Origin of the sequence: Actinoplanes sp. NPDC051470 (assembly GCF_040682035.1) — a bacterium.
Lineage (GTDB): Bacteria > Actinomycetota > Actinomycetes > Mycobacteriales > Micromonosporaceae > Actinoplanes.
Window position 1 is genome coordinate 58,606 of sequence record NZ_JBFBAA010000022.1, and the last position, 25,636, is coordinate 84,241.

Consider the following 25,636-nt stretch of genomic DNA (forward strand, 5'->3'; position numbering starts at 1 on the left):
GAGCGGGCGACGCGGACGGAGCGGGCGACGCGGACGGAGCGGGCGACGCGGACGGAGCGGGCGACGCGGACGGAGCGGGCGACGCGGACGGAGCGGGCGACGCGGACGGAGCGGGAGACGCGGACGGAGCGGGAGACGCGGCGGATGGCGAAGGCAAGGTCGCGGCGGGCGGCGAAGGGGCGTCGAAGGATCGCGGCGGAGAGGGGTCTGGGGTGGGGAAGAGGGGCGGTGCGCCGGGGATCGTGACCGGGACGGCCGGACCTGCCTCGACGGGACGGTCGTCATCGGGGTCGCCCGAGGCGGAGGAACCTGCGGCCGAGGAATTCCCAGCCGGGCCGGCTGCGGCGCGGGAGTGGCCGGTCGAGTTGCCTGCGGCTGACGCGCCCGCCCCCGCCGACGGGCCGGATGTCGGAGACCCTTGCGCCCGCGAGCCGGATGCCGCCGGGCCGGAGGCCGGAGACCCGGGCACTGACGAGCCGGATGCCGGTGACACGGACGTCGAGGTGGCAGATGCTGGCGAGCCCGCCGTCACGGCGCCGGGCGCGGGCGGCCCGGATGTCGGGGTGGCGGTGGAAGGGGATCCGGCCTTCGCGGGTGAAACGGCCGTGGGCTCCTGGGGCAGGGCGATGCCCGCGGGGAGGGGGCGCACGCGTTCGGCGGCCCAGGTCGGGCGCGGGCCGGCCTCGCCGTCGTCGTCCCAGGAGTGGCGCGGACGGGAGGTGGCGATGCGTGGGCCCGCGGACCCGGGCGCCGCGTGGCGGCCGACGGATTCGGTCGGGAAGAGGTCCTCGCCCGCGTACTCGGCCAGGCCGGCCCGTTCCTGCAGGCGCCGCAGGGGGCCGGGCGCCCACCAGGCCGCGTTGCCGAGGAGGCCCAGGACGGCGGGGACCAGGAGCATGCGGACGACGGTGGCGTCGAGGATCAGGGCCAGGATCATGCCGACGCCGACGAAGCGCATCGTGGTCACCGAGGACAGGGCGAAGGCGCCGGTGACGACGATCAGCAGGACGGCGGCGGCGCTGATCACGCGGCCGGTCCGGGACAGGCCGGTGGTGACCGCCTCGGTGGTGGTGGCGCCCCGGGTGCGGGCCTCGACCATGCGGGAGAGCAGGAAGACCTCGTAGTCGGTGGACAGGCCGAACACCACGGCGGCCATCAGCACCACGATGCCGACCTCGGGTGGCGCCGGGGTCACATTCAGGAGGCCGGCCAGGTGGCCGTCCTGGAAGATCCAGACCAGCACGCCGAAGGTGGCGGCCAGGCTGAGGGCGCTCATCACGACGGCCTTGATCGGCAGCAGGATCGAGCCGAAGGCCAGGAACATCAGCACCAGGGTGGCCCCGGCGAGCAGCCCGATCATCAGCGGCAGGCGGTCGACCGTGGCGTCGAGGCTGTCCACGTTGCGGGCCGTGGCGCCGCCGACCAGCACCGTGGCCCCGGCGGGTGGGGTCAGGTCGCGGATGCCGCGGACGGCGTCGCGGGCGGCCTCACTGAACGGGTCGGTGTCGGCGGGGGTCGCGGTCAGCACGGTCACGCCGTTGGCCGCGCCGGACGGGGTGACCGAGACGACGCCGGGGACCTTGGCCACGGCCTGGGGGAAAGTGCCGGGCTTTCCGCGTACGACGACCTGAATGCCCGCGCTGCTCATGGCCGGGAAGTCGTCGCGCAGGGTCGCCAGGGCCTGCCGGGCCGCCGACGACGCGGGCAGCACCCGTTCGTCGGCCTCGCCGAAGTGCACGCCGCGCACCGGATTGGCCAGCACCAGCAGCCCGGCCACGATCGGCAGCACGAACAGCACCGGCCGCTTGAGCACGATGCCGGCGAGCCGCGCCCACCCGGTTCCGGCCGGGCGATCGCCGCCCCGGAACGAAGCGGGCAGCCGCACCGGAAGTTTGTCGACGCGGGGGCCGAGGGCGGCGAGCAGGGCCGGCAGCAGGGTCAGCGAGAGCAGCGCGGCGAGGCCGACGGCGGCGAGCCCGCCGTACGCCAGGGATTGCAGGAAGCCTTGCGGGAAGAGCAACAGACCGCCGAGCGCGATCATCAGCAGGGTCGCCGAGAACAGCACGGTACGCCCGGCCGTGGCGACGGTCCGGGACACCGCCTCGGCGGGGGAGCGGCCCTGGGCCTGTTCCTCGCGGAAGCGCCCGACCATGAACAGCCCGTAGTCGATGGCCATGCCGAGGCCGAGCAGGCTGGCCACGTTGACGGCGAACGAGTTCACGTCGTGGGTCATGGTGACGGCATGCAGGATGCCCAGCGAGCCGAGCACCGCGCACCCGCCGACCAGCACCGGCAGCGACGCGGCGACCAGCGAGCCGAACAGGAACAGCAGCAGGATCAGCACGATGGGCAGCGAGACGGCCTCGGCCTTGGCCAGGTCGCTGGTGGTGATCTCGCTGGTCGCGTCGCCGAGCACGACCCCGCCGGCGACCTGGACGGTGGCGCCCTCGACGCCGAGGTCGTCCTCGATCTCCCGGTACGCGTCCATCTTCGCCGCGTCACCGTCGCCGGCCAGGGTGAGCATGGCCAGGGCGCTCTTCCGGTCGGCGGACAGCAGAGATGGCGCCTTCTGCTGCCAGTAGCTGACGCTCTTGGTGACGGCCGACGCCGGCAGGTGGCCGAGGCTGTTCTCGACCCGCTGGGCCAGCACCGCGTCGTCGACCGGGCCCTTGGCCGGGGTGTAGATGACCAGCACGTCGCCGCCCTGGGCGCCGAGCGCCTGCTGGGCGACCTCCGCCGCCCGGGCCGACTCGCTGCCGGGGTCGCCGTACCCGCCCTCGACCAGCTTGCCGAACACGCCGAAGCCCCAGACGCCGGCGCCGAGCACCGCGAGCAGCGTGCCGATCAGGACGGGCGCCCGGAACCGGGCCATCGCCCCGCCCCAGGCCTGGAACAGGCTCACCGCAGCGTCGCGGCCTGCAACGCCACACCGCCGCAGCCGTCACCGAAGGTCTCGGTCGTGGTCCAGGTCAGGTTGAGCTTGCCGCCCTGGGCCGATCGGTAGGTGATCTTGAAGACCGCGGTCGCGAAGCCGTCGCCGCGCTCCTCGAGGGTGCCGGCCTCGGTGCTGCCGCCGGTGGACAGCTTGGCCCCGAGCGTGCCCTTGGCCTTCTGCACGCCGACGTAGAGCCGCAGCGTGCGGTCGTCCTTGGCGGCCGGGACCGAGAGCGTGAAGCCGTTGCCCTTGTCGCAGGTGTTGATGCCGACCACGGTGCCGCCGGAGCTGGCCACCGGCGAGCCGTCCTGCCAGCTGAACTGTTCCTTGGCCCGGGTCTGCCGGAACCGGGGCGCGGTCGGCGCGCCCTCGAGGATCTGGAAGTCGCCGTCCTTGGCCCGTTCCAGCGAGAACTTGCCCTCCTGACCCCAGTGCACCCAGTCGCGGTCGCCCTCGTCGGAGAGGTCGACCTTGCCGGGCACCGCGGCCTTGGCGATCGTGACGGCGTTGGGCGGCGGAGCCGGCGGCCGGGTCTTGCGCGCCGGCGGGGTGGTGCTGGGCCGGGCCGGCGACGGGGTGCCGGCCGACGGCGGGTCGCTGGGCAGCGGGATGACCGCCTGATCGGAGGCCGGCGGGATGTCGCCCAGGGCCGGCGGGGGCGGCGCGGGCAGGGCGGTCGGCTCCTTGCCCCGCACCACGCTGTTGATCACGATGCCGAAGGCCACGACGAGCAGGATGCCGGCCACGATGATGGCGGCGGGCATCAGGTATTCGGCCATCGGCCGGCGGCGGCTGTCACGCAGGAGCGCGGCCGGCAGGGCGGCTGAGGGGTGGGGCCGCCGCGGCGCGCTGGTGTCGTCCGGCAACCGATCCTCCTGGTCACTGCTGTGGGGGGAGTCAACGATCTCATCCCGGTGGATGCCGATCCACCCCTGTGAAGGTTATCGGCCACACGGCCGAGGACCAGCATCGGTGGTTCGTCGGAGATCATCGCCGGGTGGCCGAGTAGCGTGTGCGGAGTTTTCGCCGAATCATCCGGACAAGGAGCGCGTGTTCCCCATGACTGATCGAGTCCAGACCACGGCCGGGCGGGGCCGGGCCATAGCGGGAGCGCTCGCCGGTGCCGCCGTGGTGGTCGTGCTGATCGTGGTGTTCTTCGTAGTGCGGGGCAACGACAAGGACGACGACGCCGGTACGCCGGCCGCGGCCCCGGCCGGCGGGGTGTCGGCTCCGGCCGAGCCGCCCGCGGAGCAGCCGTCGCCGCAGCAGGGCCAGCCGTCGGCGCCGCCGGTCGACCCGCGTCTGCAGCAGGAACCGAAGATCACCGCCGGTAAGGGCAAGGTGACCAAGCTCGTCGTGACGCCGCTGGTGCCGGGGCGTGGGCCGCGGGTGAAGGCCGGGCAGCAGCTGACGGTCAACTACGTCGGCGCCACGTTCTCCGACGGCAAGGTGTTCGAGTCGTCGTTCCAGACCGGTCAGACGGCGACGTTCCCGATCGGCACCGGCAACCTGATCCCGGGCTGGGACCAGGGCCTGGTCGGCGTGCCGGTGGGCAGCCGGGTGCAGCTGGACATCCCGTCCGACCTGGCCTACGGCGACAACCCGGGCGGCGGCCGGCCGGGCGGCGACCTGCGCTTCGTGATCGACGTCCTGCAGGCCACCTGACCCAGGCCCAGTGGTGGCCCAGGGCGGCCGGGCTGTCACTTCAGGTCGGCGACGACCAGATCGAGCTGTCGGGGACGGCCCGCGGGGGCGGGCCGTTCCTCGACGGTGTACTTCAGGTCGCGCAGCGCCTCGATCAGGTCGTCCACCGAGGCCGGCGCGGCCCGTTCCAGCGCGAGCGACCGCACCACGCGGCCCTTGGTGGCCTTGTTGAAGTGGCTGACCACCGACCGCCGGGCCACGCCGCCGACGACCTTCTCGTGCAGGACCCGCACCGAGGCGCTGCCCGGTGGCGGCGTCCACATCGCGGCGTAGGCGCCCGAGCGCAGGTCGAGCACCGGCCGGTCGGCGGCGGCTTCGTCCAGCAGCGGCGTCAAGATCTTCTTCCAGTACGGCGTGAGCCCGCCGACGCCCGGCAGCGTGACCCCGGCCGAGCACCGGTACGCCGGGATCCGGTCGGAGAACCGCACCACACCCCACAGCCCGGAGAACACCACCGCGCGCGCCGACAGCCAGTCCCGGGCGTCGGCCGGGAGGCCGGGGAAGGCCAGCGCCTCGTAGAGCACCCCGCTGTACACCTCGGCGGCCGGCGCGGCGGGCGCCGTCGGCAGGCCCGCGTTCCGGGTGACCTCGGCGTGCTGTCCCGCGGTCAGCCCCAGCGTGGCCAGCGACGCGTTCCGGCCGCGGGTGCTGCTCCGGGCGCACATCGCGGCCAGCTTGGCCAGAACGCGGCGACGATGGCGGGCCAGCGACGGCAGCCAGAGCGCGTCGTGGTCGACCGGGTCGCCCGCGGCCGGCGCGGACTTCCCCTCCGAGGGCGGCAGCAGGATCAGCACGCCCGGAATGTTAATTCCCCGGCCGGTCGGCGAGCGCCTCGGCCACGCTGGGATAGACGCCGAGCGACCCGGTCACCCCGACCGTGTCGAGCAACCGGCCCATCCAGGCGCCGGGCGAGGCGAGCCGCAGCCAGCCACCGGCCGCGTCGGCCCGGCGGTGCCCGACCACGAACGCGCTGAGCCCGATCGAGTCGCAGAACTCCACCCCGGACAGGTCGACCACGATCCGCGGGCCGGGCCGGTCGAGCACCCGGTCGAGGGTGGTGGACAGCACCGGGGCGCTGTCCAGGTCGAGGTGCCCGCGCACGGTGACGACGACGGAGTCGTCCGGGTTGCCGATCACCGATACGTGCATCGGGGACGCCTCCTGAGGTTGGTGACCCTCAGTCATTCCCCGGTGAGGGCCGGATCTCACCTCCGGGACGGGTCCGGGTGGCGGGAACGTTCACGGTCGTCCGGACGGTCGCCTGGTCGATCTCGGTGGTGCGGATGGTGAAGGTCAGCTCGTAGGTGCCGGGCAGCGGGAAGGTGAGCGAGCCGAGGGCGTCGTTGCGCCCGGGCAGCGGCAGCATCGGCTGCTTGACCGCCTCGATGCCGGTGGCGCCGGTGTACCGGGTGGTGACCGTCCACTCGGCGGCCTGGATCGGCTTGCCCTCGGGCGTGTAGGTGGAGCCGTGCACGGTGTTGTACTCGCCGATCTCGACCGGGTAGATGTTGTACTGCAGCGTGTAGAGCGGCGAGGTGAGGGTCTGCGAGACGCCGTCGCCGACCGGTTCCCTCGGTTCGCTGTCGCGCGCGTTGCCCGGGGTGGTGCCGACCAGCACGGCGCTCAGGGCCAGGATCGCGGTGGTCGCGCCGAGTTCGATTCCCACGGTACGGATCAGCCGGCCCGGTCCGGCGGCGGGCACGTGCGACTTCCGGACCAGACTTCGCGCGTACGCGGCCACGGCGAGCACCCCGGCCAGGATGGCGGCCTTGGCGATGATCAGCCGTCCGTACCCGGTCTGCCAGAGCGCGGCGGGCGTGCCCACCTGGACCACCGCCTGCACCAGCCCGGCCCCGGCCAGCCAGACCACGGCCAGGGTCGCCCAGCGTGACCAGACCGGCAGGATCACGCCGAGCACCCGCTGGTGCCGCCGGCGCAGCAGGAAGACGGCCAGGGTGACCAGGCCACCGAGCCAGACGGCCATGGCCGCGATATGCACGATGTCGGCCGCGACGATCGCCCCGGACAGCGGCGACACCACGGCGTGCCCGGTCAGCGGCCAGGTGGTCAGGGCGAGCAGCCCCACGACGATGACCGCGGCGCCCCGCACCCGGGTCGCGCCGCCGCGCAGGACCGGGGTGAGCAGGCCGGCGACCACCGCCAGCAGGGCGAGCCGGGTCAGCAGGGTGAGGCCGAAGCTGCCCGCGAGCACCTGGCCGAGCTCGGTGAACGACACGTCCCAGATCGGGGCGCCGCTCTCGTACGGCGCCTGGGTCCAGAGCGCGCCCAGCGTCGACAGCGCGGTCAGGCCCAGCCCGGCGTACACCAGGCGGATGGCGCCCCGCCTCGAACGCCGGCGCGGCCAGAGCAGGGCCAGGAACATCGCCGGGCCGACGGCGAGGGTCAGCCCGGCGTACCCGAGGAACTTGAAGGCCGGGACCGCGGCCGTGACCGAACCGTCGACCCGGCCCGGATCGGTCTCGGCCGGCCGGGCCGACGGCGCGCCGACCGAGAAGACCAGCGCGTTGCCGACCGGGTGGCTGTCGCCCGAGATGATCCGGTAGCTGACCAGGTAGGTGCCGAGCGGCCGGTCGGCCGGGCGCAACGTGATCCGCAGGACCCTGCCGTCGGAGGTGACCGACTCGCTGATCCGCTTGCCGTCCGGGGCGAGGACCTGGGTGCGGGACGGCAGCGCGGTGATCGGCTCGTTGAAGGTCAGCACGATCTCGGCCGGCTGGCTCTTCAGGACCGCGCCGCCCTCGGGGGAGGAGGAGACCAGGCTGGAGTGTGCGCTCGCCGGGGAGGCCGGCAGCAGCAGAACGCCGAGGACGAGCAGCAGCACCCGCGCCGCCCCGCCGAGCACGCGGGTCGCTGTCACACCGGGTAGTTCGTACGGGGCCGGCGAAAGGTTCAACGGCTTACCGTTCCGGGGTGGCGGGTAGGGAGCGACGATACGATCCGGTCAGGTCCACGCTCCCCAGGAGGCCACTCATGTCCGCCCATCCCCGCGCCGGCGAGCCCGCGCAACCCGGTGACCTGATCGACGTCCCGCACGTGGTGTCGGCCTACTACACCGGCCACCCCGATCCGTCCGCCACCGGTGAGCGGGTCGCCTTCGGCACGTCCGGGCACCGCGGGTCGAGCCTGAACACCGCCTTCAACGAGGATCACATCGCCGCGACCAGCCAGGCGATCGTCGAGTACCGCCGCGAGCAGGGCACCGACGGGCCGCTCTACCTGGGCCGGGACACCCACGCGCTGAGCGAGCCGGCGATGGTCACCGCGCTCGAGGTGTTCGCCGCCAACGACGTCACCGTGCGCGTCGACAGCCGGGACAGCTGGACGCCGACGCCGGCCGTGTCGCACGCGATCCTCGCCTACAACCGGGGCCGGAGCTCCGGCCTGGCCGACGGGGTGGTGGTCACGCCGTCGCACAACCCGCCCGCGGACGGCGGCTTCAAGTACAACCCGCCGCACGGCGGACCGGCCGACACCGACGCCACCAGCTGGATCCAGGACCGGGCCAACGAGCTGATCGCCGCCGGGCTGGCCGGGGTCCGCCGGGTGCCGGCCAGCCGGGCGCAGACCTCCGACCTGGTCACCGGGTACGACTTCCGCGGCGAGTACGTCAACGACCTGGGCTCGGTCATCGACCTGGAGGCGATCCGGGCGGCCGGGGTACGCATCGGCGCCGACCCGCTGGGCGGGGCGAGCGTCGAGTACTGGGGCGCGATCGGCGAGCGGTACGGCCTCGACCTGACCGTGGTCAACCCCGAGGTCGACCCGACCTTCCGGTTCATGACGCTGGACTGGGACGGCAAGATCCGGATGGACTGCTCGTCGCCGTACGCGATGGCCTCCCTGGTCGCCCAGAAGGACCGCTTCCAGATCGCCACCGGCAACGACGCCGACGCCGACCGGCACGGCATCGTCACCCCCGACGCCGGCCTGATGAACCCCAACCACTACCTGTCGGTGGCCATCTCCTACCTGTTCCGGGTGCGCACCGGCTGGCCGGCCGGCGCGGCGATCGGCAAGACGCTGGTGTCCTCGTCGATGATCGACCGGGTCGCCGCCGACCTGGGCCGCCGCCTCGACGAGGTGCCGGTCGGCTTCAAGTGGTTCGTGCCCGGGCTGCTGGACGGCTCGGTCGGGTTCGGCGGCGAGGAGAGCGCGGGCGCGTCGTTCCTGCGCCGCGACGGCAGCGTCTGGAGCACCGACAAGGACGGCCTGCTGCTCGACCTGCTCGCCTCCGAGATCCTGGCCACCACCGGCCGCACGCCCAGTGAGCACTACCGCGACCTGGTCGGGAGGTTCGGCGATCCGGCGTACGCCCGGATCGACGCGCCCGCCGGCCGGGAGGAGAAGGCCATCCTGGCCAAGCTCTCGCCCGAGCAGGTGACCGCCAAGGAGCTCGACGGCGAGCCGATCACCCAGGTGCTGACCAGCGCCCCCGGCAACGGCGCGGCGATCGGCGGCCTGAAGGTGGCCACCGGGTCGGGCTGGTTCGCCGCCCGCCCGTCCGGCACCGAGGACGTCTACAAGATCTACGCCGAGTCGTTCAAGGGGCCGGACCACCTGGCCACCATCCAGGAGGAGGCGCGGGCCGTGGTCTCGGCCGCCCTCAAGGGCTGAGCACCTTCCAGCCCCCGTCGACCGGCTCGATCCGGCCCTCCCGGGCGCGCAACCCGGCGGCGATCTCGCCGTCCGGGTCGTCCGGGGCGGGCCGGATCGTGATGTGGACCCGGCCGCCGGTCGCGTCGACGTCCACCTCGGCCGGGCCGGTGTCGGCCGCCAGCAGCAGCTCGACCAGCCGGTAGCCGTCCTTGTGGTCGCCCTTGACGTGCAGGGTCACCTCGCGGCCGTGCGACCGCCACTTCTCGGCCAGCGCGGGCAGGTCGTCGAGGGTGGGCTGAGGCCGCACCGGCTCCTGTGCGCGCCGCAGGTCACGCAGCAGGTCACGCATCGCGGCCAGGGCGGCCCGGGCCCCGGTCTGCACCTCGGCCAGCGACCCCCGCTCGGCGGCGTCGATCATGTCACCGGTGTGCCGGAGCACGGCCTCGCTCAGCCCCTCGGCGATGCGGGCCCGTTCGGCGGTCGCCGCCACCGACGCGTAGTGCGCCGACCAGGCCAGCCACTCCTCCTCGTTGCTGGTGACCCGGGCCCGGCGCCGCCGCACCAGCCAGCCGGTGAGCCAGGCCAGGCCCAGCGGAACGGCCATGACCAGCGCGAACAGGAGGCTGAAGAGGATCAGCAGGATGATCCACGGCGCCTGGCCGGACCCCTGCTGCGGTTCCGCGGCGAAGGCCAGGCCGAACGAGATGCCGGCCGGCGCCACCCCGGCCGGCAGGGCCAGCCAGTCCCGCCGGGGGCGGTGGCCGTACCGGGCGACCGCGTGCACGGCGAGCAGGTCGGCGCCGATCGCGGTGACCGGGATGTAGCCGGACTCGGCGGGCAGCAGCCCGGCCCCGATCGCGGCCGCCCAGAGAGTGCCGGTCCCGGCGACGACGGCCAGCGCCGGCCACGGCCGGGTGCGGCGCAGGGCCAGCGGGAGGGCGTGGATGGCCACGATCGCGGCCATCAGCGCGGCGCCGCCGGGCACGGCCGGGTCGTCGCCGGAGACGTAGTCCTGCACCGCCCAGGCCGGCGGGAGCGCCACCAGGGCGATCAGGATCGCGTCGATGACATGCGCCGACCAGGCCCGGCCGGGCGGGCCGGGCTCAGCTTCGCCGGCGGGGGAGGTCAGGGCCAGGCCGGACAGTGCGGCCGGGGCGGGCAGGGTGGCCCGGACCCGCCAGCCGCCGCCGGGGCGCGGGCCCGCGGTGAGGTCGCCGCCGGCCGATCGGGCCCGGTCGCGCATGCCGGCGATGCCGTGGCCGCCGCCGATCGCCGGGCCGGTCGGTGGCACGGCCGGGGCGTCGTTGTCGACGGTCAGCTCGAGCCCGGCCGGGGTCACGGCGACGACCACCCGGGTGGGCGCGCGGGGCGCGTACCGCAGCGTGTTGGTCAAGGCCTCGCGGGCGATCGCCGGAACCGCGTCGGGCAGCGGAAGCTCGGGGGCGCTCAGCGTGACCGGCTGGCCCGCTTCCTGGAACGAGGCGACCAGGGCGGGCAGCGCGGGCGGGGGCGGGGTCTGCATGATCTCGACCAGGCGGCGCAGGGCCTCGAGCGTCGACCGGCCGGTCCGCGCCGCGTGGTCGAGGGTCTCGGCGATCAGGCCGGCGCTCTGATCGGCGAGCCGCTCGGCCGCCGTGGCCCCGACGACGATCGAGGTCAGGTGATGGGCGGTGATGTCGTGCAGTTCCTGGGTCAGCCGCAGCCGCTCGACCTCGGCGGCCCGCGCGCGGCGCAGCTCGGCCTGCACGAACCGCTCGGCCGCGGCGGCCCGCTCGGCCCGCCACCGGGCATGGCGGCGACCGGCCGCGAGCACGATCAGGTAGACGGTGACGACCAGCGCGATCTCGGCGCCGACCGGCATCTCCTCGGAGCCGTCGAGGATCAGCACCACCGACTGCGCCACCATCATGGCCCCGGTGACCGGCAGCGAGATGCGCGGCGGCCGGCGGGCGGCGACCGAGAACAGGGCGACCAGGTCGGCGAAGGCGATCACGGTGAGGGCGTCGGACGGCAGGCCCCAGGCGCCCGCGGTCAGCGACGCGCTCACGACCACGGTCGCCGCCACCGGATTGGTGCGCCGCCAGAGCAGGGCGACCGCCGCGGCGATGGTGATGGCCAGGACCGCGGCGATCGCGGCGGCCGGCGGGGGTGACCCGCGCAGCACCGGCCAGCCCGGCCAGGCCACCAGTTGCCCGGCGGCCAGCAGCGCAGGCAGGATCCAGACCCAGCGACGGCTCATGATGGCCTCAGGTTATCGGTCCCGGTCCCGCCCCCGGGGCCCTCAGGTGTGCGGGCGGACCAGGCCCAGGTCGTAGGCGACGATCGTGGCCTGCACCCGGTCCCGGACGCCGAGCTTGCCCAGCACCGCGTTGACATGCGCCTTCACCGTGCCGACGGTGATGGCGAGGTGGGCGCCGATCTCGGCGTTGGACAGCCCCCGGGCCACACCGAGGAGCACGTCCCGTTCCCGCGGGGTGAGCGCGTCCAGCCGGGCCGGCTCCGGCGCCGCCCGCGGCGTGTCGTGCGCGAACCGGTCGATCAGCCGCCGCGTGACGGCCGGGCTCAGCATCGCCTCGCCCTCGGCGACCACCCGGACCGCGGCGAGCAGGTCGGCCGGCAACGCGTCCTTGAGCACGAACCCGGCCGCCCCCGCGCGCAGCGCCTCGTAGACGTACGGGTCCTCGTGGAAGGTGGTCAGCACGAGCACCCGCGGCGGGTCGTCGGTGGCGGTCAGCCAGGCGGTGGCGGTCAGCCCGTCCATCCCCGGCATCCGGATGTCCATCAGCACCACGTCGGGCCGGGTGGCCGCGGCCAGGGCCAGCGCGGCCGCACCGTCGGCGGCCTCGCCCACCACGGTCAGGTCATCCTCGGCGTCGACGATGGCGGCGATGCCCGCCCGGACCATCACCTGGTCGTCGACGACGATCACACGGACGGCGATGACGGCACCTCCACGCTCAGCTCGACGGTCAGCCCGCCCGGGATGATAGTGATCCGCCCCCCGCGGGGCCTCGCCGACCTGCTTTTCTTCGGCGCGGTGGCTGGTCCTGCTCCACGCCGTCGTGGTGAGCCGCCTGGCGCCGCGCCGGTGCGGGAACCGGCGCCGGTCCTGGCGTAACGGGCGAAATTCTCAGATCACGCGGTACGGTGCCGAAGGGGAGGGCGTCCAGCCGACAGGGAGCCGTACGCCGAGATGAGCCGTCCTCCGGGCCGCCGCAGCGGTCTCGTCCCGCTCGCCGTGGCGATCGTGAGCACGGTCGCGGCGGCGGTGTGGCTGATGGTGCGCGACGACGCGATAGCCCCCGGCCTGCTCCCGGGCACGTTCGCCTGCCTCGCCGCCGCCTACCTCTGCGGTCGCATCGGCTCCCAGATCAAGGTGTCGCGCCAGGTCCGGGGTTTCTGGCGGCGGCACTCACACGCGGCGTTCTGCCTGTTCCTGTCCTCGTTGCTGGCCGTGGTCGTCTACGGCTCCGACCGGCCCGCGCTGGCGCCGTACCTGTTCGCCGGCCTGGTGCTCGCCGTGGTCATGTCGATGCTCGGCTTCCTGCACCTGCCGCTGGGCGAGCGGTCCGTCCTGGCCGTGGTGCGGGTGCTGCTGGACGGCCTGACCGTCGCGGTGGCCGGCTCGCTGGTCTTCTTCGCCGTCGTCATCGACTACACCGCCCCGGGCGTGACCGAGGCCAACCGGATCGGGATGTCCCTGGTCGGCGTGGGCGGCCTGATCGCGCTGGTGGTGATCGGCCGGGCGGCGGCCGCCCCGGCCGGGCCGGTGGACTCCAAGGCGCTGCGGCTGCTCACCGTCGCCCCGCTGTTCGGCGTGGTGATCGCGGTGCTGCAGATTACCGGCGGGGCGCCGACACGTACGGTGCTGACGGTGCTGGCGCTGCCGGTGGTGGGCACGGCGATCTGCGCCGCGGCGTACCGGCAGATCTGGGTCCTGGGCCGGACCACCGCCGCGCCGGAAGCGGAGAGACCGCGCCGGAACCTGTTCAGCCTGCTGCCGTTCCTGGCCGTGGCCAGCACGGCGGGGCTGCTGGTGCTGCTGTCGGCCCGGGAGATGAACTGGCACCAGCGGCTGGTGATCATCGGCGCGGTGCTGATCGCCGGGTTCGTGGTGCTGCGCCAGCTCACCGGCCTGTACGAGAACCGCCGGGCGCTGCGGGGCATCCGCCGCCAGCAGGACGAGCTGGAACACCTGGCCATGCATGATCCGCTGACCGGCCTGGCCAACCGGGCCCGGTTCGGCACCGTCCTGACCGAGCGGCTGGAGGCGCACCTGCCCGCCGCGGTGCTGCTGATCGACGTCGACGACTTCAAGATGGTCAACGACACCATGGGTCACGCGCTGGGCGACCAGTTGCTGTACGAGGTGGCCCAGCGGCTGCGGCACAGCAGCCGGGCCGAGACCGACGTGCCGGCCCGGCTCGGCGGCGACGAGTTCGCGGTGCTGCTGAGCGCCGACGACGCCGAGTACGCCGAGCAGGCGGCGGCCCGCATCCTGCAGGTGCTGTCGGCGCCGTTCGCGGTCGGCGAGCACCAGCTGCTCGCCCAGGCCAGCATCGGCGTGGCGCTGGCCGGGCCGGGGGACAGCGCCGACGAGGTGCTGCGCAACGCCGACATCGCGATGTACGCGGCCAAGGACGCCGGCAAGGCGGCGTGGGCCCGGTTCGAGCCGCGGATGCGCGCCGACGTGGTCAACCACGCCCGGCTGGGCAGCGAGCTGCACAACGCGATCATCCGGCACGAGCTGTTCCTGCTCTACCAGCCGGTGTTCGACCTGACCACGGGCCGGATGTCGGGCGCCGAGGCGCTGGTGCGCTGGCGGCACCCGGACCGCGGGTTCGTGCCGCCGGTGGAGTTCATCCCGGTCGCCGAGCGGTCCGGGCTGATCATCCCGCTGGGCCGGTTCGTGCTGCGTGAGGCGTGTGCCCAGCTCGCCCGCTGGCAGGCCGAGCTGGGGCCGGTGGCGATCCGGTCGGTCAACGTGAACGTGGCGGCCCGGCAGCTGCGGGACGCCGGGTTCGTCGACGAGGTGTGGTCGGCGCTGGGGGATTCCGGGTTGCGGCCGGAGAACCTGGTGCTGGAGGTGACCGAGTCGTCGGTGCTGGACGGGCGCCGGGTGCGGGAGACCCTCGAGGCGTTGCACGCGATGGGCGTACGGCTGGCCCTGGACGATTTCGGCACCGGGCAGTCGTCGCTGAGCCTGCTGCGGGCGTTCCCGGTGGACGTGCTGAAGCTGGACAAGTCGTTCGTCGACGGGATCAGCGAGGGCGCCGACCGGGGCCGGCTCGCGGTGGCCGCGGCGGTGGCCCAGCTGGCGGAGTACCTGCAGCTGTCGGCGGTGGCCGAGGGCATCGAGACGGAGGCGCAGGCGAACCGGCTTCGGGAGATTGGTTACCGGCTGGGCCAGGGGTACTACCTCGCCCGGCCGATGCCCGCGCACGAGGCGGCCGCGCTGATGGCGGCCGCCCCGGTGGCGCTGAACAACTAGGCGTCTGTCTCGTTGCGGTCGTCGGTGGCCCACATGATGTGGAACGAGCCGTCCTTGTCGACGCGGCGGTAGGTGTGCGCGCCGAAGAAGTCGCGCTGCCCCTGGATCAGGGCGGCCGGGAGGCGCTTGGCCCGCAGCCCGTCGTAGTAGGCCAGCGACGACGCGAAGCCGGGCGCCGGGATGCCCTGCTGGGCGGCCAGCGCGACGACCCGCCGCCAGGCCTCCTGGGCGCCGCTGACGGCGTCGAGGAAGTAGTCGTCGACCAGCAGGGTCGGCAGCGACGGGTTCTTGTCGTAGGCCTGCTTGATGTAGTCGAGGAACTTGGCCCGGATGATGCAGCCGGCCCGCCAGATCTTGGCCATCGCGCCCGGGTCGATCTCCCAGTCGTACTCCTTGCTGGCCGCCTGGATCTGCTGGAAGCCCTGCGCGTACGCGACGATCTTGGACGCGAACAGCGCCTGCTCGATGTCGGCCTGCAGGTCGGCCCCACCGGCCCCGGCGGTCGCCGTCGGTCCGGGCAGCCCGGCCGCCGCCTCGCGCACCGACGCCCCGCCGGACAGCGCGCGGGCGAACACCGACTCGGCGATGCCGCTGATCGGCACGCCCAGGTCGAGCGCCGACTGCACGGTCCAGCGGCCGGTGCCCTTCTGCTCGGCCTGGTCGAGCACGATGTCGACGAACGCGTTTCCGGTGGCCGGGTCGTTCTGCTTGAGCACCTCGGCGGTGATCTCGATCAGGTACGAGCCCAGCCGGCCCTCGTTCCAGCCCTTGAAGATCTCGGCGATCTCGGCCGGCGAGTGTCCGCCGACCTGCCGGAGCAGGTCGTACGCCTCGGCGATGAGCTGCATGTCGGCGTACTCGATGCCGTTGTGCACCATCTTGACGAAGTGGCCGGCGCCGTCCGGGCCGACGTGCACGCAGCACGGCTCCCCGTCGACCTTGGCCGCGATGTCCTCGAGCAGCGGGCCGAGCGACTCGTAGGACTCGACGGGCCCGCCCGGCATGATGCTCGGGCCGTGCAGCGCGCCCTCCTCGCCGCCGGAGACGCCGGCGCCGACGAAGTGCAGGCCCTTCTCGCGCAGCGCCGCCTCGCGCCGCCGGGTGTCCAGGTAGTGGGCGTTGCCCGCGTCGATGAGCATGTCGCCCTCCTCGAGCAGGGGGGCGAACTCGTCGATCACGGCGTCGGTCGGTCCGCCCGCCTTCACCATGATCACCACGCGGCGCGGCCGTTCCAGGCTGGCCACGAACTCCTCGGCGGTCTCGGCCGGAAGGAACTTGCCCTCGTCGCCGTACTGCTCGACCAGTTCCTTGGTCCGGCCGTAGCTCCGGTTGTGCACCGCGACCGTGTGGCCGTGGCGGGCGAAGTTCCGGGCCAGGTTCCGGCCCATCACCGCCAGGCCGGTGACCCCGATCTGCGCCTTGTCCGTCATCTGCACGTTCCTTCCCTAGTCCGTCCCGCTCATTGTTACGCGTTCGCGACCGGCGCAGTTCGATCGGGTCGGATCCCGCGGTTCATCCTCCTCCCTGGTGAGCGAACTGGGGAGGGGACAAGCCGGTCGTGGGGGAAGATCGGCCCGACGGTACGCTGCCACGCATGGCGTCGGCGGGGGGACGGTGGGGCGTGGCCGCGTCCACCAACGGGCCGGCCGAGGGGACACGGCTGCGATGAGGCGTGGCGAGATCTGGACCATAGGCAGCCGGACCGATCTGCGATACCGGGTGCTGGTGCTGTCCGGTGACGCGTACAACGACCGCAAGAACGCGGCGCCCTTCTGCGCGCCCATCGTGCGTCAGCGCGGCGCGACCGAGTTACCGCCGTTCGCCGTGGCCCTCACCGAGCAAGACCCGATCACCGGTGTCGTGGTGGTCAACCGGATGCGCCGGCTGCCCGCGTCGATCGGCGCCGAGCTGCTCGGCATGGTCACCGGCTCGAGCATGGTGCGCCTCAACGAGGCCGTGCGCGACCTCTTCGAGATTTGACTGTTCACCCACCTCTCCGAGTCCCCGATCGGGTGACCTTGATCCCGCATATCCACAGCTGAGAAGGCATGGCGGATGTTCGGGGGATGACGCTTGCCGTTCGTTCCGCGTATGCAGGAACCGGGCGACATGCGACAAGGGGAGGCGATACGTGGGAGCCGCGGCTTCTGCCGAGACGGTGACGGGGCGCCGGGGGGAGGCCACGGTCGACCGGGCGGTCGGGCTGCTGGCCGGCCGGGTCCGCTGCCGGCTGGCCGACGCTCACCGGCACCTGCTGCGGATGGCCGAGGAGCAGAACCGCGACCTGGCCGAGGTGGCCGCCGGCGTGATCAACCTGCTGGACATCCCCGACCTGGCCGAGATGGGCCGGACCCCGCAGCCGAACCTGGTGAGCTTCCCGGCGCCGCCCGGCCTGCCCCGCCGCGACCCGTGGCCGACCGCGGCCCAGCGGATCCTGGACGCCCTGCCCGGGGCGTCGGCCCTGTTCACGCCGGTCCGGGACGCCGAGGGCCGGCTGCTCGACCTGGTCTTCGCCGCGGTCACCCCGGAGGCGGTGGCGCCGGACGGCCGCCGGGGCCGCGAGCTGATCGGCACCACCATGTCGGGCTGGTTCCCGAGGACCATCACCAGCGACCGCTGGAACATCTACGCCGAGGTGCTGGCCACCGGCGATCCGGCCGACGTGCCGCCGTTCCCGTACTTCGACTCGATCTACTCGGTCCGGGCCCACCGGGTGGGCGGCGGGCTGCTGCTGACCTGGTTCCGGCACGAGGACCCCGGCGACTCCGACCGGGTGGACAGCACCGAGCGGCTGGGCAACCTCGGGTGGGGCGAGGCCGACCTGGTCAGCGGGGTGGTGCGCTGGTCGGACCAGCTCTACCGGATCTACGAGCGCGACCCGGCGCTCGGCCCGCTGACCCAGCCCGAGCTGGACGCGATGACGCTGGCCGAGGACCTGCCGCTGCGCACGGCGGCGGAGGAGGCTTTCGCGCGCTTCGAGCGGGTCGATCTGACCCTGCGGGTACGGGTGAACGGCCAGGTGAAACATCTGCGTACGGTGGCCGACGCCGCCCGGGACGCCACCGGCCGCCCGCTGCGCGTGTTCGGCATCGTGCAGGACATCACCGAGCGGGAGACCAGCGCGCAACGCCTGGCCGAGGTCGAGCGGCAGCTCGCCGACCAGCGCCGTGACCTGGCCGCCGAGCACGCCCTGGCGGCCACCCTGCAGCAGATCATCCTGCCGTTGCCGGACGGCCCGCTGACGCTGCCCGGCCTCAAGGTGGCGCTGCGCTACCTCCCGGCCGGGCAGGAGAGCCTGGTCGGCGGCGACTGGTACCACGCGGCCCAGGCCCGGGACGGCTCGGTGCTGCTCGCGGTCGGCGACGTGGCCGGCCACGGCACCCAGGCCGCCACCACGATGGCCCAGCTCCGGCACGCCCTGCGCGCGCTGGCCGTGGTGACCACCGACCCGGCCGTGCTGCTGGGCCACCTGAACCGGCTGACCTGCGAGCTGGAACGCGATCGCCCCGAACTGGCGGCGACCGCCGTGGTGGCCCGCTTCGACCCGATGACCCGGCGGCTGACCTGGGCCCAGGCCGGGCACCCGCCGCCGCTGCTGTGCCGGGACGGCCGCACGACGCCGCTGGCCCGCCCGGCCGGCTGCATGCTGGGCGTGCTCGAGGACGCCGGCTACGCCACCGCCACCCTGGACCTGGCCACCGGCGACGTGCTCCTGCTCTACACCGACGGCCTGGTCGAACATCGCCGCCGCGGCCCCGACGACGGCCTCCGGGCGGTGATGACGGCGATGGACGACGCGGTGCTCACGTCGCCGCAGCGCCCGCTCGAGCAGGTCCTCGACCGCCTGCGCCAGGCCAACCCCGACGACGACACCTGCATCCTGGCCGTCCGAACGGTGACCGGCGAGACCCGCGACCTGCGCCACTACCTGAGCCTGTCCTAGCGGTTGTCCCAGACCTCGATGGCCAGCCGGACCAGGTCGGCGTTGCTGGTGACCGGTTCGCCGCGCGGGCCGGTCAGGGTGTCCTCCAGGCCGATCCGGGTCGGGAGGCCGAGGCGGCCGGCGTGGGCGATCAACGGCCAGCACGCCTCGTCCTCGCCGTGCAGCAGGATGGGGGCCTTCGACGGCGTGAGGCGGGCCAGGATGGCGTCGGCCTTCGACAGGGCGTCGGCCGCCGGGGTGTCGATGATCTCGACGAGGATGCGGTCGACCTGGCCCACCCGGTCGGCCTCGTCGGCCGACCATACGCCGGCCTCGACCTGGACGCCTTTCGCGCGCAGCAGGGCGACCAGGTCGTCGTAACCCGGTTCGCTCACGTTGACCGAGGCGAAGTCGGGCAGCGTGGTCCAGGCGGCGATCAGGTCGTGGCGGTTCGACGGGGCGATCCACCGGCCGGTGGTCACCCCGACCGGGACGCCGGCGGTGCGGGCGGCGGTCACGGCGGCGGCGACGTCGTCGGGGGACAGGGACTCGCGGCCGTCGTCCGCGCGCGGGTGCACGTGGATGGCCTCGGCGCCCGCGGCCACGGCGGAGACGGCGGCCGCGGCGATCTGCGCGGGCGTCGAGGGGACGAACGGCTCCGTGCGCCCGCCGTTGAGACAGGCCTTCAGGCGGCGGATCGTCATGTGGCGGGGCCGGACCAGTCCCAGCGCGGCATGGGCAGAGCGGATGGCACGACGGAGTCCTTCGCGTCGTACCACATGACCTCGGTCGTCGCCCAGACCATGTAGTCGTGCAAGGTCTGGCGCAGCGACGGGTCGGCGGGCAGCTGGGCCACGACGGCCTCGTCGAAGCAGCGGACGAACGCGGCCACCAGCGGGGGCTGCATGCCGTTGCGGGCGTGGATGTCGAGCATGCCGGAGTGGCCGATGCGCTCGGCCGAGTAGACCGGGGGACCGCCCAGCACCTCACCCCAGTACTCGGCCAGGTGGTCGACGTGGTGCGGGTCGGTGGTGTGTGAGAACGGGTGCTCCAGCTCGGGGTCGACGACGCACCGGGCGTGGAAGTCCGCGGCCAGCGCGCGGAAGGCGGCCGCCCCGCCCGCGTACTCGAAGATCGATGGCCTGCTCATCCCGTCAGACTGCCACGGACGGCAGCAGGCCGGGGACCCGTTCGGCGCCCTGCAGGGCGAGTAGCCGGCGCAGTGACGGGCGGGCGCCGACGGTGCGGACCCGGCCGCCGGACTCGCGGGCCACGGTCACCACCTGGCGGCAGCTGGTGGCGTCGGCGAACCGGAGGTCGGTCAGGTCGAGCACCACCTCGGGGGCGGTGGTGTCCTCGAGCAGATGGGCCAGGACGGTGGCGAACGCGTCCCGGTTCGACAGGTCGGCCTCGCCGGACAGCCGCAGCCCGTCGGCGCGGCGGACCATCCGGAGCAGCGGCGACCCGGTGTGCGGGGTGCGTTCGGTGACGGCGGCGGGGTGGGCGCGGGTCAGCTCGCTCAGCCGCGGCTCGGCGAACACCCGGCGGTCGTAGAGGCACAGGGCCATGCCGTAGCCGCCGGCGATGCGCCGGTTGATCTGACGCTCGTAGCGGCCGAGCTGCTCGGCGCCGGGGTCCCGGCGGGCCGCCCAGGCCATGTCGGCGATCGCGCGCAGCCCGGCGTACCCGGATCGCAGGGCTTGTTCGAGGTCGGCGTGGAACGCGCGGTCGGCGGTGTCGGCGTCGAACGCCCCGGCGGCCAGCCAGTCCTCGCCGACCGGCAGCACCCGCAGCCGGCCCGAGGCGATCGCCGCGCGGGTGTCGACGCGTTCCGCCGCGAGTTCGGTGACGGCGTCGGCGGCGCCGGTGCGGTAGACGATCAGATGGTGGTCGCGCAGCCCCGCCCGCACCCAGCCGCCGACCACCCGCCGGCGCTCGCCGTCGTGGGCGAACGTCCAGCAGACATGGTCGCCGGGGCGCATCCGGTCGACCAGCGCGACGTCGGTCATGAGGCACCCTATGGCGCGGAGCACCGTGATCGGCACTGTCCCCACCCGTCCGTGAAAAACCGGTTGACGGGTACGCCCACCGCCGGACATCGTCGGTCCATGACCCGACATTGACGCTTCTACGCCGTCCGCGCGCTGGAGGAAGGCATTGTCTTCTACCCGGTGTACGCGTTGCTGTTCGCGGACGCCGGCCTCACCACGGCCGAGATCTCGTCGCTGTTCGTGATCTGGTCGGTGGTGTCGTTCACGGCCGAGATCCCGTCCGGCGCGTGGGCCGACTCGTGGTCGCGCCGGCGGCTGTACGCGCTCGGCGCGACGCTGACCGCCCTGGGCTACCTGAGCTGGACGCTATGGCCGGCGTACCCCGGTTTCGCCCTGGGTTTCGTGCTGTGGGGACTCGGCGGGGCGCTCGGCTCGGGCACGCTCGAAGCCCTGCTCTACGACTCCTTGGACGACCCTTCCACGTACGCGCGGGTGGCCGGCCGGGGCGGCACGGTCGCCATCCTGTCCATGCTCGTCGCCACGCTGCTGGCCACCCCGGCGTTCCTGCTCGGCGGCTACCTGCTGGTCGGCGTGGTGAGCACGCTGGTCGCGTTCTCGGCCGGGGTGGTGGCGCTCGGCTTCCCGCCGTCCTCGGTCTCCTCATCGGACGACGATCAACTCGGCTATGTCGCCACGTTGAAGGCCGGGCTCCGGCACGCCCGCGGCAAGGCCGTGCGGTTCGCCCTGGTGCCGGCCGCCCTGGTGCCCGGTTTCACCGCGCTGGACGAATACATCCCGCTGGTCACCCGGGCCGCCGGCGTGCCGGTCGCCTACGCCGGGCTCTACTTCGCGGTGCCCGCCCTGTTCATGGCCGTGGGCAGCTCGCTGGCCGGCCGCTGGTCGACGCTCGGGCCGCGCGGTCTCGGCGTCGTGCTGACCGTGGCGTCGGTGCTGCTGGCCGCCGGTGGCTTCAGCCGGCACCCGGCCGGGATGCTGCCGATCGGGGCGGCGTTCGGCCTGCTGCAGTTCGCGATCGTCCTCACCGAGACGCGGCTGCAGGAGGTCACGCCGAGCGCCGTCCGCTCGACGGTCCTCTCGGTGAGCGGCTTCGCCGGCGAGGTGGTGGCGGTCGGGCTCTACGCGTTCTTCGGGCTCGGCGCCGCGTACGCCTCCGTGCCGGTGCTCTTCGCGCTGGTCGGCGTGCCGCTGCTGGCCACGGCGGTGGTGGCGGCGTCGGCCCGCTGACCGGCGCGCTCGTCGTGCCGGGCCATCTCCTCCTGCCGGCCCGGCTCCTCCCGCAGCATCGCGCAGGCCAGCCACGCGTCCGGGATCGCGAACGCGTCGACCAGCGTCGTCAGCTGCGGCCGCAGCTCCTTGAGCAGGCTGTTGACCGTGCCGGTGAGCGCCTTCGACCGGGCCGGGGTGAGCCGCTCGTGCTCCAGGAACCAGCCCTTGCCGGCCTCGATGGTGCTCAGCGCGTACAGGTCGCAGACCCGTGACAGCAGCGCCGCGGCCGCCGGGTCGGCCGCCCGATCGATGCCCGCGACGAACGCCTCCAGCACGACCCGGTCGATGTGCGCGGAGGCGGCCGCGAGCAGGTGGTCCTGGACGTCGTTGACGATGTCGAACGGCCGGTCCTTCTTGGCCTCGGCCCCCTTGCGCAGCCGCCGGATGACGCCGTCCAGGACGTGCTTCTCCCGGTCCTCGAACATCCGGAGCTGCCAGCCGCGGCTGGTGAACGGGCCGTCGTCGCTCCCGCCCGGCGTGGCGTCCACCAGCCGCTGGATCAACGATCGGGCCGCCGTACGCTCCAGCACCATCGCGCGCACCTGGTCGGCGACGAACGTCGCCCGGCCCCACCCGTCGAGCGAGCCGAACGCGTCCCGGTAGCCGGTGAGCAGCCCCTTGGCCACGAGTTGCAGCAGGACCGTGTTGTCGCCCTCGAACGTGGTGAAGACGTCGGTGTCGGCCTTGAGCCCCGGCAGCCGGTTCTCGGCCAGGTAGCCGGCGCCGCCGCAGGCCTCCCGGCAGGTCTGGATGGTCCGGGTGGCGTGCCACGTCTGAGCCGCCTTGAGCGCCGCCGCCCGCGACTCCAGCTCCCGCTGACGCTTCTCGTCGACCGGCTCGTCCGAGGTCTGCACCTCGTGCATGGCGGCGACCAGTTCCTCCTGCGCGAAGGTCAGCGCGTAGGTCCCGGCCAGCGCGATGACCAGCTTGCGCTGGTGGGCCAGGTAGTCGTTGAGGACGATCTCGCGGTCCTGGCCCGGGGCGGTGAACTGGCGGCGGGTCTCGCCGTAGCGGACGGCGATCGTGAGCGCCTCCTTGGTGGCCGCCGACGCGGCGCCGCCGACCGTCACCCGGCCGCGGACGAGCGTGCCCAGCATCGTGAAGAAGCGGCGGGTGTCGTTCTCGATCGGGCTGCGGTAGGTGCCGTCCGGCGCGACCTGGCCGTACCGGTCGAGCAGCATCTCCCGCGGCACCCGCACGTGGTCGAAGGACAGCCGGCCGTTGTCGACCCCGGCCAGTCCCGCCTTCACGCCGTTGTCACCGATCGTGACCCCCCGGTGTGGGGCGCCGTCCTCGTCCCGGATCGGGACCAGGAACGCGTGGACGCCGTGCCGCTCACCCAGGGTGACGAGCTGCGCGAAGACCACCGCGAGGTGGCCGTCCCGGGCGGCGTTGCCGATGTAGTCCTTGCGGGCGGCCTCGTGCGGGGTGTGCAGGTCGAACTCCCCGGTGCCCGGGTCGTAGACGCAGACCGTCCGCAGCCGGTGCACGTCCGAGCCGTGTCCCGTCTCGGTCATCGCGAAGCAGCCCAGCAGATCGGCCGAGATGATCTTCTTCAGGTACGCCTCGTGATGACGCCGGGTGCCCAGCGCCGCCACCGCCCCGCCGAACAGCCCCCACTGCACGCCGGCTTTCACCATCAGCGACAGGTCGAGCTGAGCGAGCATCTCGGCCGACACCACGGCCGCGCCGGGGTCGAAGGCGTCCCGGTCCTCGGTCGGGAACGCGGCCGCGGCGCCGATGTCGGTCGGCAGCTCCCGGATCAGCCGGCCGATCCGCTCCCGCGCCTGTTCGACGGTCTCCCCGGGCACCGCCACGAAGTGATCACCACCGAGCCGGCTCCGAGCCGTCCGCCGAACCCACCCCCACCGCCCGTCCAGCACGTCCCGCAGGCGCCCGGCGTCCACAACATCGCTCATTACTCAAGAGTAACAACGCCGCCGTGGTGACGGACGGTCGCTGCCCGTCTACGGTCTGTCCATGAAGGTCGGTCTGCTCACTGATCAAGCCATCGGCGAGGTCGAGGCGCGCGGCGCCGACGGCCTCGGGTTCGGCACCTACGCCCGGGTTCTGGCCGGCGCCGCGTCCGAGACGCGGGGGCCGTTCACCATCGGCGTCTTCGGCGAGTGGGGGACCGGCAAGACCAGCCTGATGCGCCTGATCGAGCGGGAACTCGACGACAAGCCCGAGATCGTCACGGTCTGGTTCAACGCGTGGCGGTACGAGCAGGAGGAACACCCGATCGTCCCGCTGGTCGGCACGATCGTGCGGTCGCTGGAGACCCACCAGGGATTCGCGACCCGCTTCGGCCAGACCGGGAAGAACCTGGTCCGGTCGTTGCGGGCCATCGCCTACGGCTTCTCGGCCAAGGCCAAGGTGAAGGTGCCCGGTTTCGCCGAGGTCGAGGCCGGGTTCGTCGCCAAGGACATGATCGAGCGGGACGAACGGCTGACCCCCGACCCGCTGCTCGACCGCAGCCTTTACTTCGGAGCGTTCAACAGCCTGGACGAGGTGCGGTTGCGCGGCGACCTCCGGGTCGTCGTGCTCATCGACGATCTCGACCGCTGCTTCCCGGACCAGGCCATCCGGCTGCTGGAGAGCATCAAGCTGGTGCTGGCGCAGCAGGGCTTCATCTTCATCCTCGGCGTGGCCCGCAAGGTGATCGAGGGCTACCTGCAACACCGCTACGCCACCGAGTTCGGCATCGCCGGCTTCAAGGGCGAGCTCTACCTCGACAAGATCGTCCAGCTGCCGTTCCACATCCCGCCGTCGCTGGGACGCATGAACGACTTCTGCCGGATCCTGCTGCGGGACCAGCCACCCGAGATCGCCACCGAGCTGGAACCGGTGCTCCCGGTCGCGGCCGCGGCGCTGGGCGGTAATCCGCGAGCGCTGATCCGGTTCGTCAACAACCTGCTCATCGACCTCGCCATCAGCCAGGAACTGTCGGGCGTCGCGGAGGGCATCCCGGTCCGCTTCTTCGCGGTCTCCCGCTGCCTGGAGCATCGGTGGCCGGACGTGTTCGAGGCGCTGACCGGGTCGGACGAGTTGCCGGCCGAGGTGGCGACCTGGAATCCGGACACCTACGCCGATCGTGCCGGCGAGGGCGCGGGCCCCGCGGCGCTGGTCGCGACGAAACTGCGGCTCGACGCCGACCTGCGCCGCCTGCTGACCGGACGGCAGGGCGTCGACTGGCTGACCGGCCCGGCGCTGCGCAACGCCAGCGTGCGGTTCCTGCTCGATCAGCAGCGCATCTCGACGCTGGACACCTCGGAGGTCCGGGTGCGGCACGACGCTCTGGTCCTGTATCCCGCCGACAAGCGGCGGGAAGCCTTCGACATCGTCAGTGCCCTGTCCGAAGCCGGGTTGAGAGTCGACTTCGCGGAGGACGTCGCCATGGGCGGGGACTGGTCCGAGGTCTTCGGGAAGGCGACCGACGACCCGGCGACTTTCGTGGTCTGCACCAGCGGCATCGCCGGATACAGCGACCAGCAACGCCGGCAGGTCGAACTCCTGATGACCGGCCCGGCACGGGTGATCCCCGTGCTGCTGCCGGACGCCGACCCCGCGCACCTTCCGGCGGCGTGGCGTGAACTGACCTTCGTCAAGGTCTCGCGGGAACGGTTCGACGAGGACATGGACGCCCTCGCGGCCGCGGTCCGGCGGGTGGGCCGCGGCCGGTGAGGGGA

Annotated in this window: 19 protein-coding genes; 7 read left to right on the forward strand and 12 right to left on the reverse strand. The window is 73.4% G+C overall.

Going from position 1 to position 25,636, the window contains the following annotated elements; genetic code table 11:
• The coding region (locus AB0M54_RS31860; RefSeq protein ID WP_364475396.1) for an MMPL family transporter at positions 1–2,902 on the reverse strand (2,902 nt) is incomplete at its 3' end.
• Positions 2,899–3,801: a hypothetical protein gene (locus AB0M54_RS31865; protein ID WP_364475398.1), complete on the reverse strand. Its 903-nt coding sequence runs from the start codon at positions 3,799–3,801 to the stop codon at positions 2,899–2,901. The genes AB0M54_RS31865 and AB0M54_RS31860, both read right to left, overlap by 4 nt.
• A gap of 193 nt (positions 3,802–3,994) precedes the next feature.
• On the opposite strand from AB0M54_RS31865, the gene AB0M54_RS31870 reads away from it, so the two are divergent.
• Positions 3,995–4,600 (forward strand): FKBP-type peptidyl-prolyl cis-trans isomerase, encoded by a 606-nt coding sequence (locus AB0M54_RS31870; RefSeq protein ID WP_364322989.1) that lies wholly within the window; start codon positions 3,995–3,997, stop codon positions 4,598–4,600.
• Positions 4,601–4,635: 35 nt separating this feature from the next.
• Here the strand turns inward: AB0M54_RS31870 and yaaA are convergent, their stop codons facing one another.
• From yaaA to AB0M54_RS31885, 3 genes are read right to left on the reverse strand one after another with little or no spacing between them, the layout of a single operon-like run.
• Positions 4,636–5,433 carry a peroxide stress protein YaaA gene (yaaA, locus tag AB0M54_RS31875; RefSeq protein WP_364475400.1) on the reverse strand — a complete coding sequence of 266 codons (798 nt, stop codon included), beginning with the start codon at positions 5,431–5,433 and terminating at the stop codon, positions 4,636–4,638.
• A 10-nt stretch (positions 5,434–5,443) separates the two neighbouring features.
• Positions 5,444–5,788, reverse strand: a complete 345-nt coding sequence (locus AB0M54_RS31880) for an STAS domain-containing protein (protein WP_364322993.1) — start codon at positions 5,786–5,788, stop codon at positions 5,444–5,446.
• Between the two features lie 28 nt (positions 5,789–5,816).
• Positions 5,817–7,517 (reverse strand): copper resistance protein CopC, encoded by a 1,701-nt coding sequence (locus AB0M54_RS31885; RefSeq protein ID WP_364475402.1) that lies wholly within the window; start codon positions 7,515–7,517, stop codon positions 5,817–5,819.
• 113 nt (positions 7,518–7,630) lie between these two features.
• On the opposite strand from AB0M54_RS31885, the gene pgm reads away from it, so the two are divergent.
• Complete coding sequence (gene pgm / locus AB0M54_RS31890) at positions 7,631–9,274, forward strand: phosphoglucomutase (alpha-D-glucose-1,6-bisphosphate-dependent) (protein WP_364475404.1); 1,644 nt, start codon at positions 7,631–7,633, stop codon at positions 9,272–9,274.
• Here the strand turns inward: pgm and AB0M54_RS31895 are convergent.
• Complete coding sequence (locus AB0M54_RS31895) at positions 9,264–11,495, reverse strand: histidine kinase (RefSeq protein ID WP_364475406.1); 2,232 nt, start codon at positions 11,493–11,495, stop codon at positions 9,264–9,266. The two genes, pgm and AB0M54_RS31895, sit on opposite strands and share 11 nt — an antisense overlap.
• Before the next feature lie 42 nt (positions 11,496–11,537).
• Complete coding sequence (locus AB0M54_RS31900) at positions 11,538–12,185, reverse strand: response regulator transcription factor (protein WP_364475408.1); 648 nt, start codon at positions 12,183–12,185, stop codon at positions 11,538–11,540.
• 264 nt (positions 12,186–12,449) lie between these two features.
• On the opposite strand from AB0M54_RS31900, the gene AB0M54_RS31905 reads away from it, so the two are divergent.
• Entirely contained in the window at positions 12,450–14,747 is a 2,298-nt protein-coding gene (locus AB0M54_RS31905; RefSeq protein WP_364323005.1) for an EAL domain-containing protein, read from the forward strand.
• Here the strand turns inward: AB0M54_RS31905 and gndA are convergent.
• A complete protein-coding gene (gndA, locus tag AB0M54_RS31910; RefSeq protein WP_364323007.1) occupies positions 14,744–16,177 on the reverse strand; it encodes an NADP-dependent phosphogluconate dehydrogenase in 1,434 nt (477 codons plus the stop codon). The genes AB0M54_RS31905 and gndA overlap by 4 nt on opposite strands.
• A gap of 235 nt (positions 16,178–16,412) precedes the next feature.
• Between gndA and AB0M54_RS31915 the strand changes: the two genes are divergently transcribed.
• Both AB0M54_RS31915 and AB0M54_RS31920 read left to right on the forward strand, forming a co-directional pair.
• Positions 16,413–16,727, forward strand: a complete 315-nt coding sequence (locus AB0M54_RS31915; RefSeq protein WP_364323010.1) for a type II toxin-antitoxin system PemK/MazF family toxin — start codon at positions 16,413–16,415, stop codon at positions 16,725–16,727.
• Between the two features lie 151 nt (positions 16,728–16,878).
• Complete coding sequence (locus tag AB0M54_RS31920) at positions 16,879–18,690, forward strand: SpoIIE family protein phosphatase (protein ID WP_364475410.1); 1,812 nt, start codon at positions 16,879–16,881, stop codon at positions 18,688–18,690.
• Here AB0M54_RS31920 and AB0M54_RS31925 read toward each other — a convergent pair.
• From AB0M54_RS31925 to AB0M54_RS31935, 3 genes are read right to left on the reverse strand one after another with little or no spacing between them, the layout of a single operon-like run.
• Positions 18,687–19,373: a 3-keto-5-aminohexanoate cleavage protein gene (locus tag AB0M54_RS31925; RefSeq protein ID WP_364323014.1), complete on the reverse strand. Its 687-nt coding sequence runs from the start codon at positions 19,371–19,373 to the stop codon at positions 18,687–18,689. The two genes, AB0M54_RS31920 and AB0M54_RS31925, sit on opposite strands and share 4 nt — an antisense overlap.
• Positions 19,370–19,819: an oxidoreductase gene (locus AB0M54_RS31930; RefSeq protein ID WP_364475412.1), complete on the reverse strand. Its 450-nt coding sequence runs from the start codon at positions 19,817–19,819 to the stop codon at positions 19,370–19,372. Before AB0M54_RS31930 ends, AB0M54_RS31925 begins: the two co-directional genes overlap by 4 nt.
• 4 nt (positions 19,820–19,823) lie before the next feature.
• Entirely contained in the window at positions 19,824–20,678 is an 855-nt protein-coding gene (locus AB0M54_RS31935) for an MEDS domain-containing protein (protein ID WP_364475414.1), read from the reverse strand.
• Between the two features lie 162 nt (positions 20,679–20,840).
• Between AB0M54_RS31935 and AB0M54_RS31940 the strand changes: the two genes are divergently transcribed.
• On the forward strand, positions 20,841–21,905 hold the full coding sequence (locus AB0M54_RS31940; RefSeq protein ID WP_364475416.1) for an MFS transporter: 1,065 nt from the start codon (positions 20,841–20,843) through the stop codon (positions 21,903–21,905).
• Here AB0M54_RS31940 and AB0M54_RS31945 read toward each other — a convergent pair.
• Positions 21,797–23,866 (reverse strand): acyl-CoA dehydrogenase, encoded by a 2,070-nt coding sequence (locus AB0M54_RS31945; protein WP_364475418.1) that lies wholly within the window; start codon positions 23,864–23,866, stop codon positions 21,797–21,799. The genes AB0M54_RS31940 and AB0M54_RS31945 overlap by 109 nt on opposite strands.
• 61 nt (positions 23,867–23,927) lie before the next feature.
• Between AB0M54_RS31945 and AB0M54_RS31950 the strand changes: the two genes are divergently transcribed.
• Positions 23,928–25,631 (forward strand): P-loop NTPase fold protein, encoded by a 1,704-nt coding sequence (locus AB0M54_RS31950; protein WP_364323027.1) that lies wholly within the window; start codon positions 23,928–23,930, stop codon positions 25,629–25,631.
• Positions 25,632–25,636: the final 5 nt, after the last annotated feature.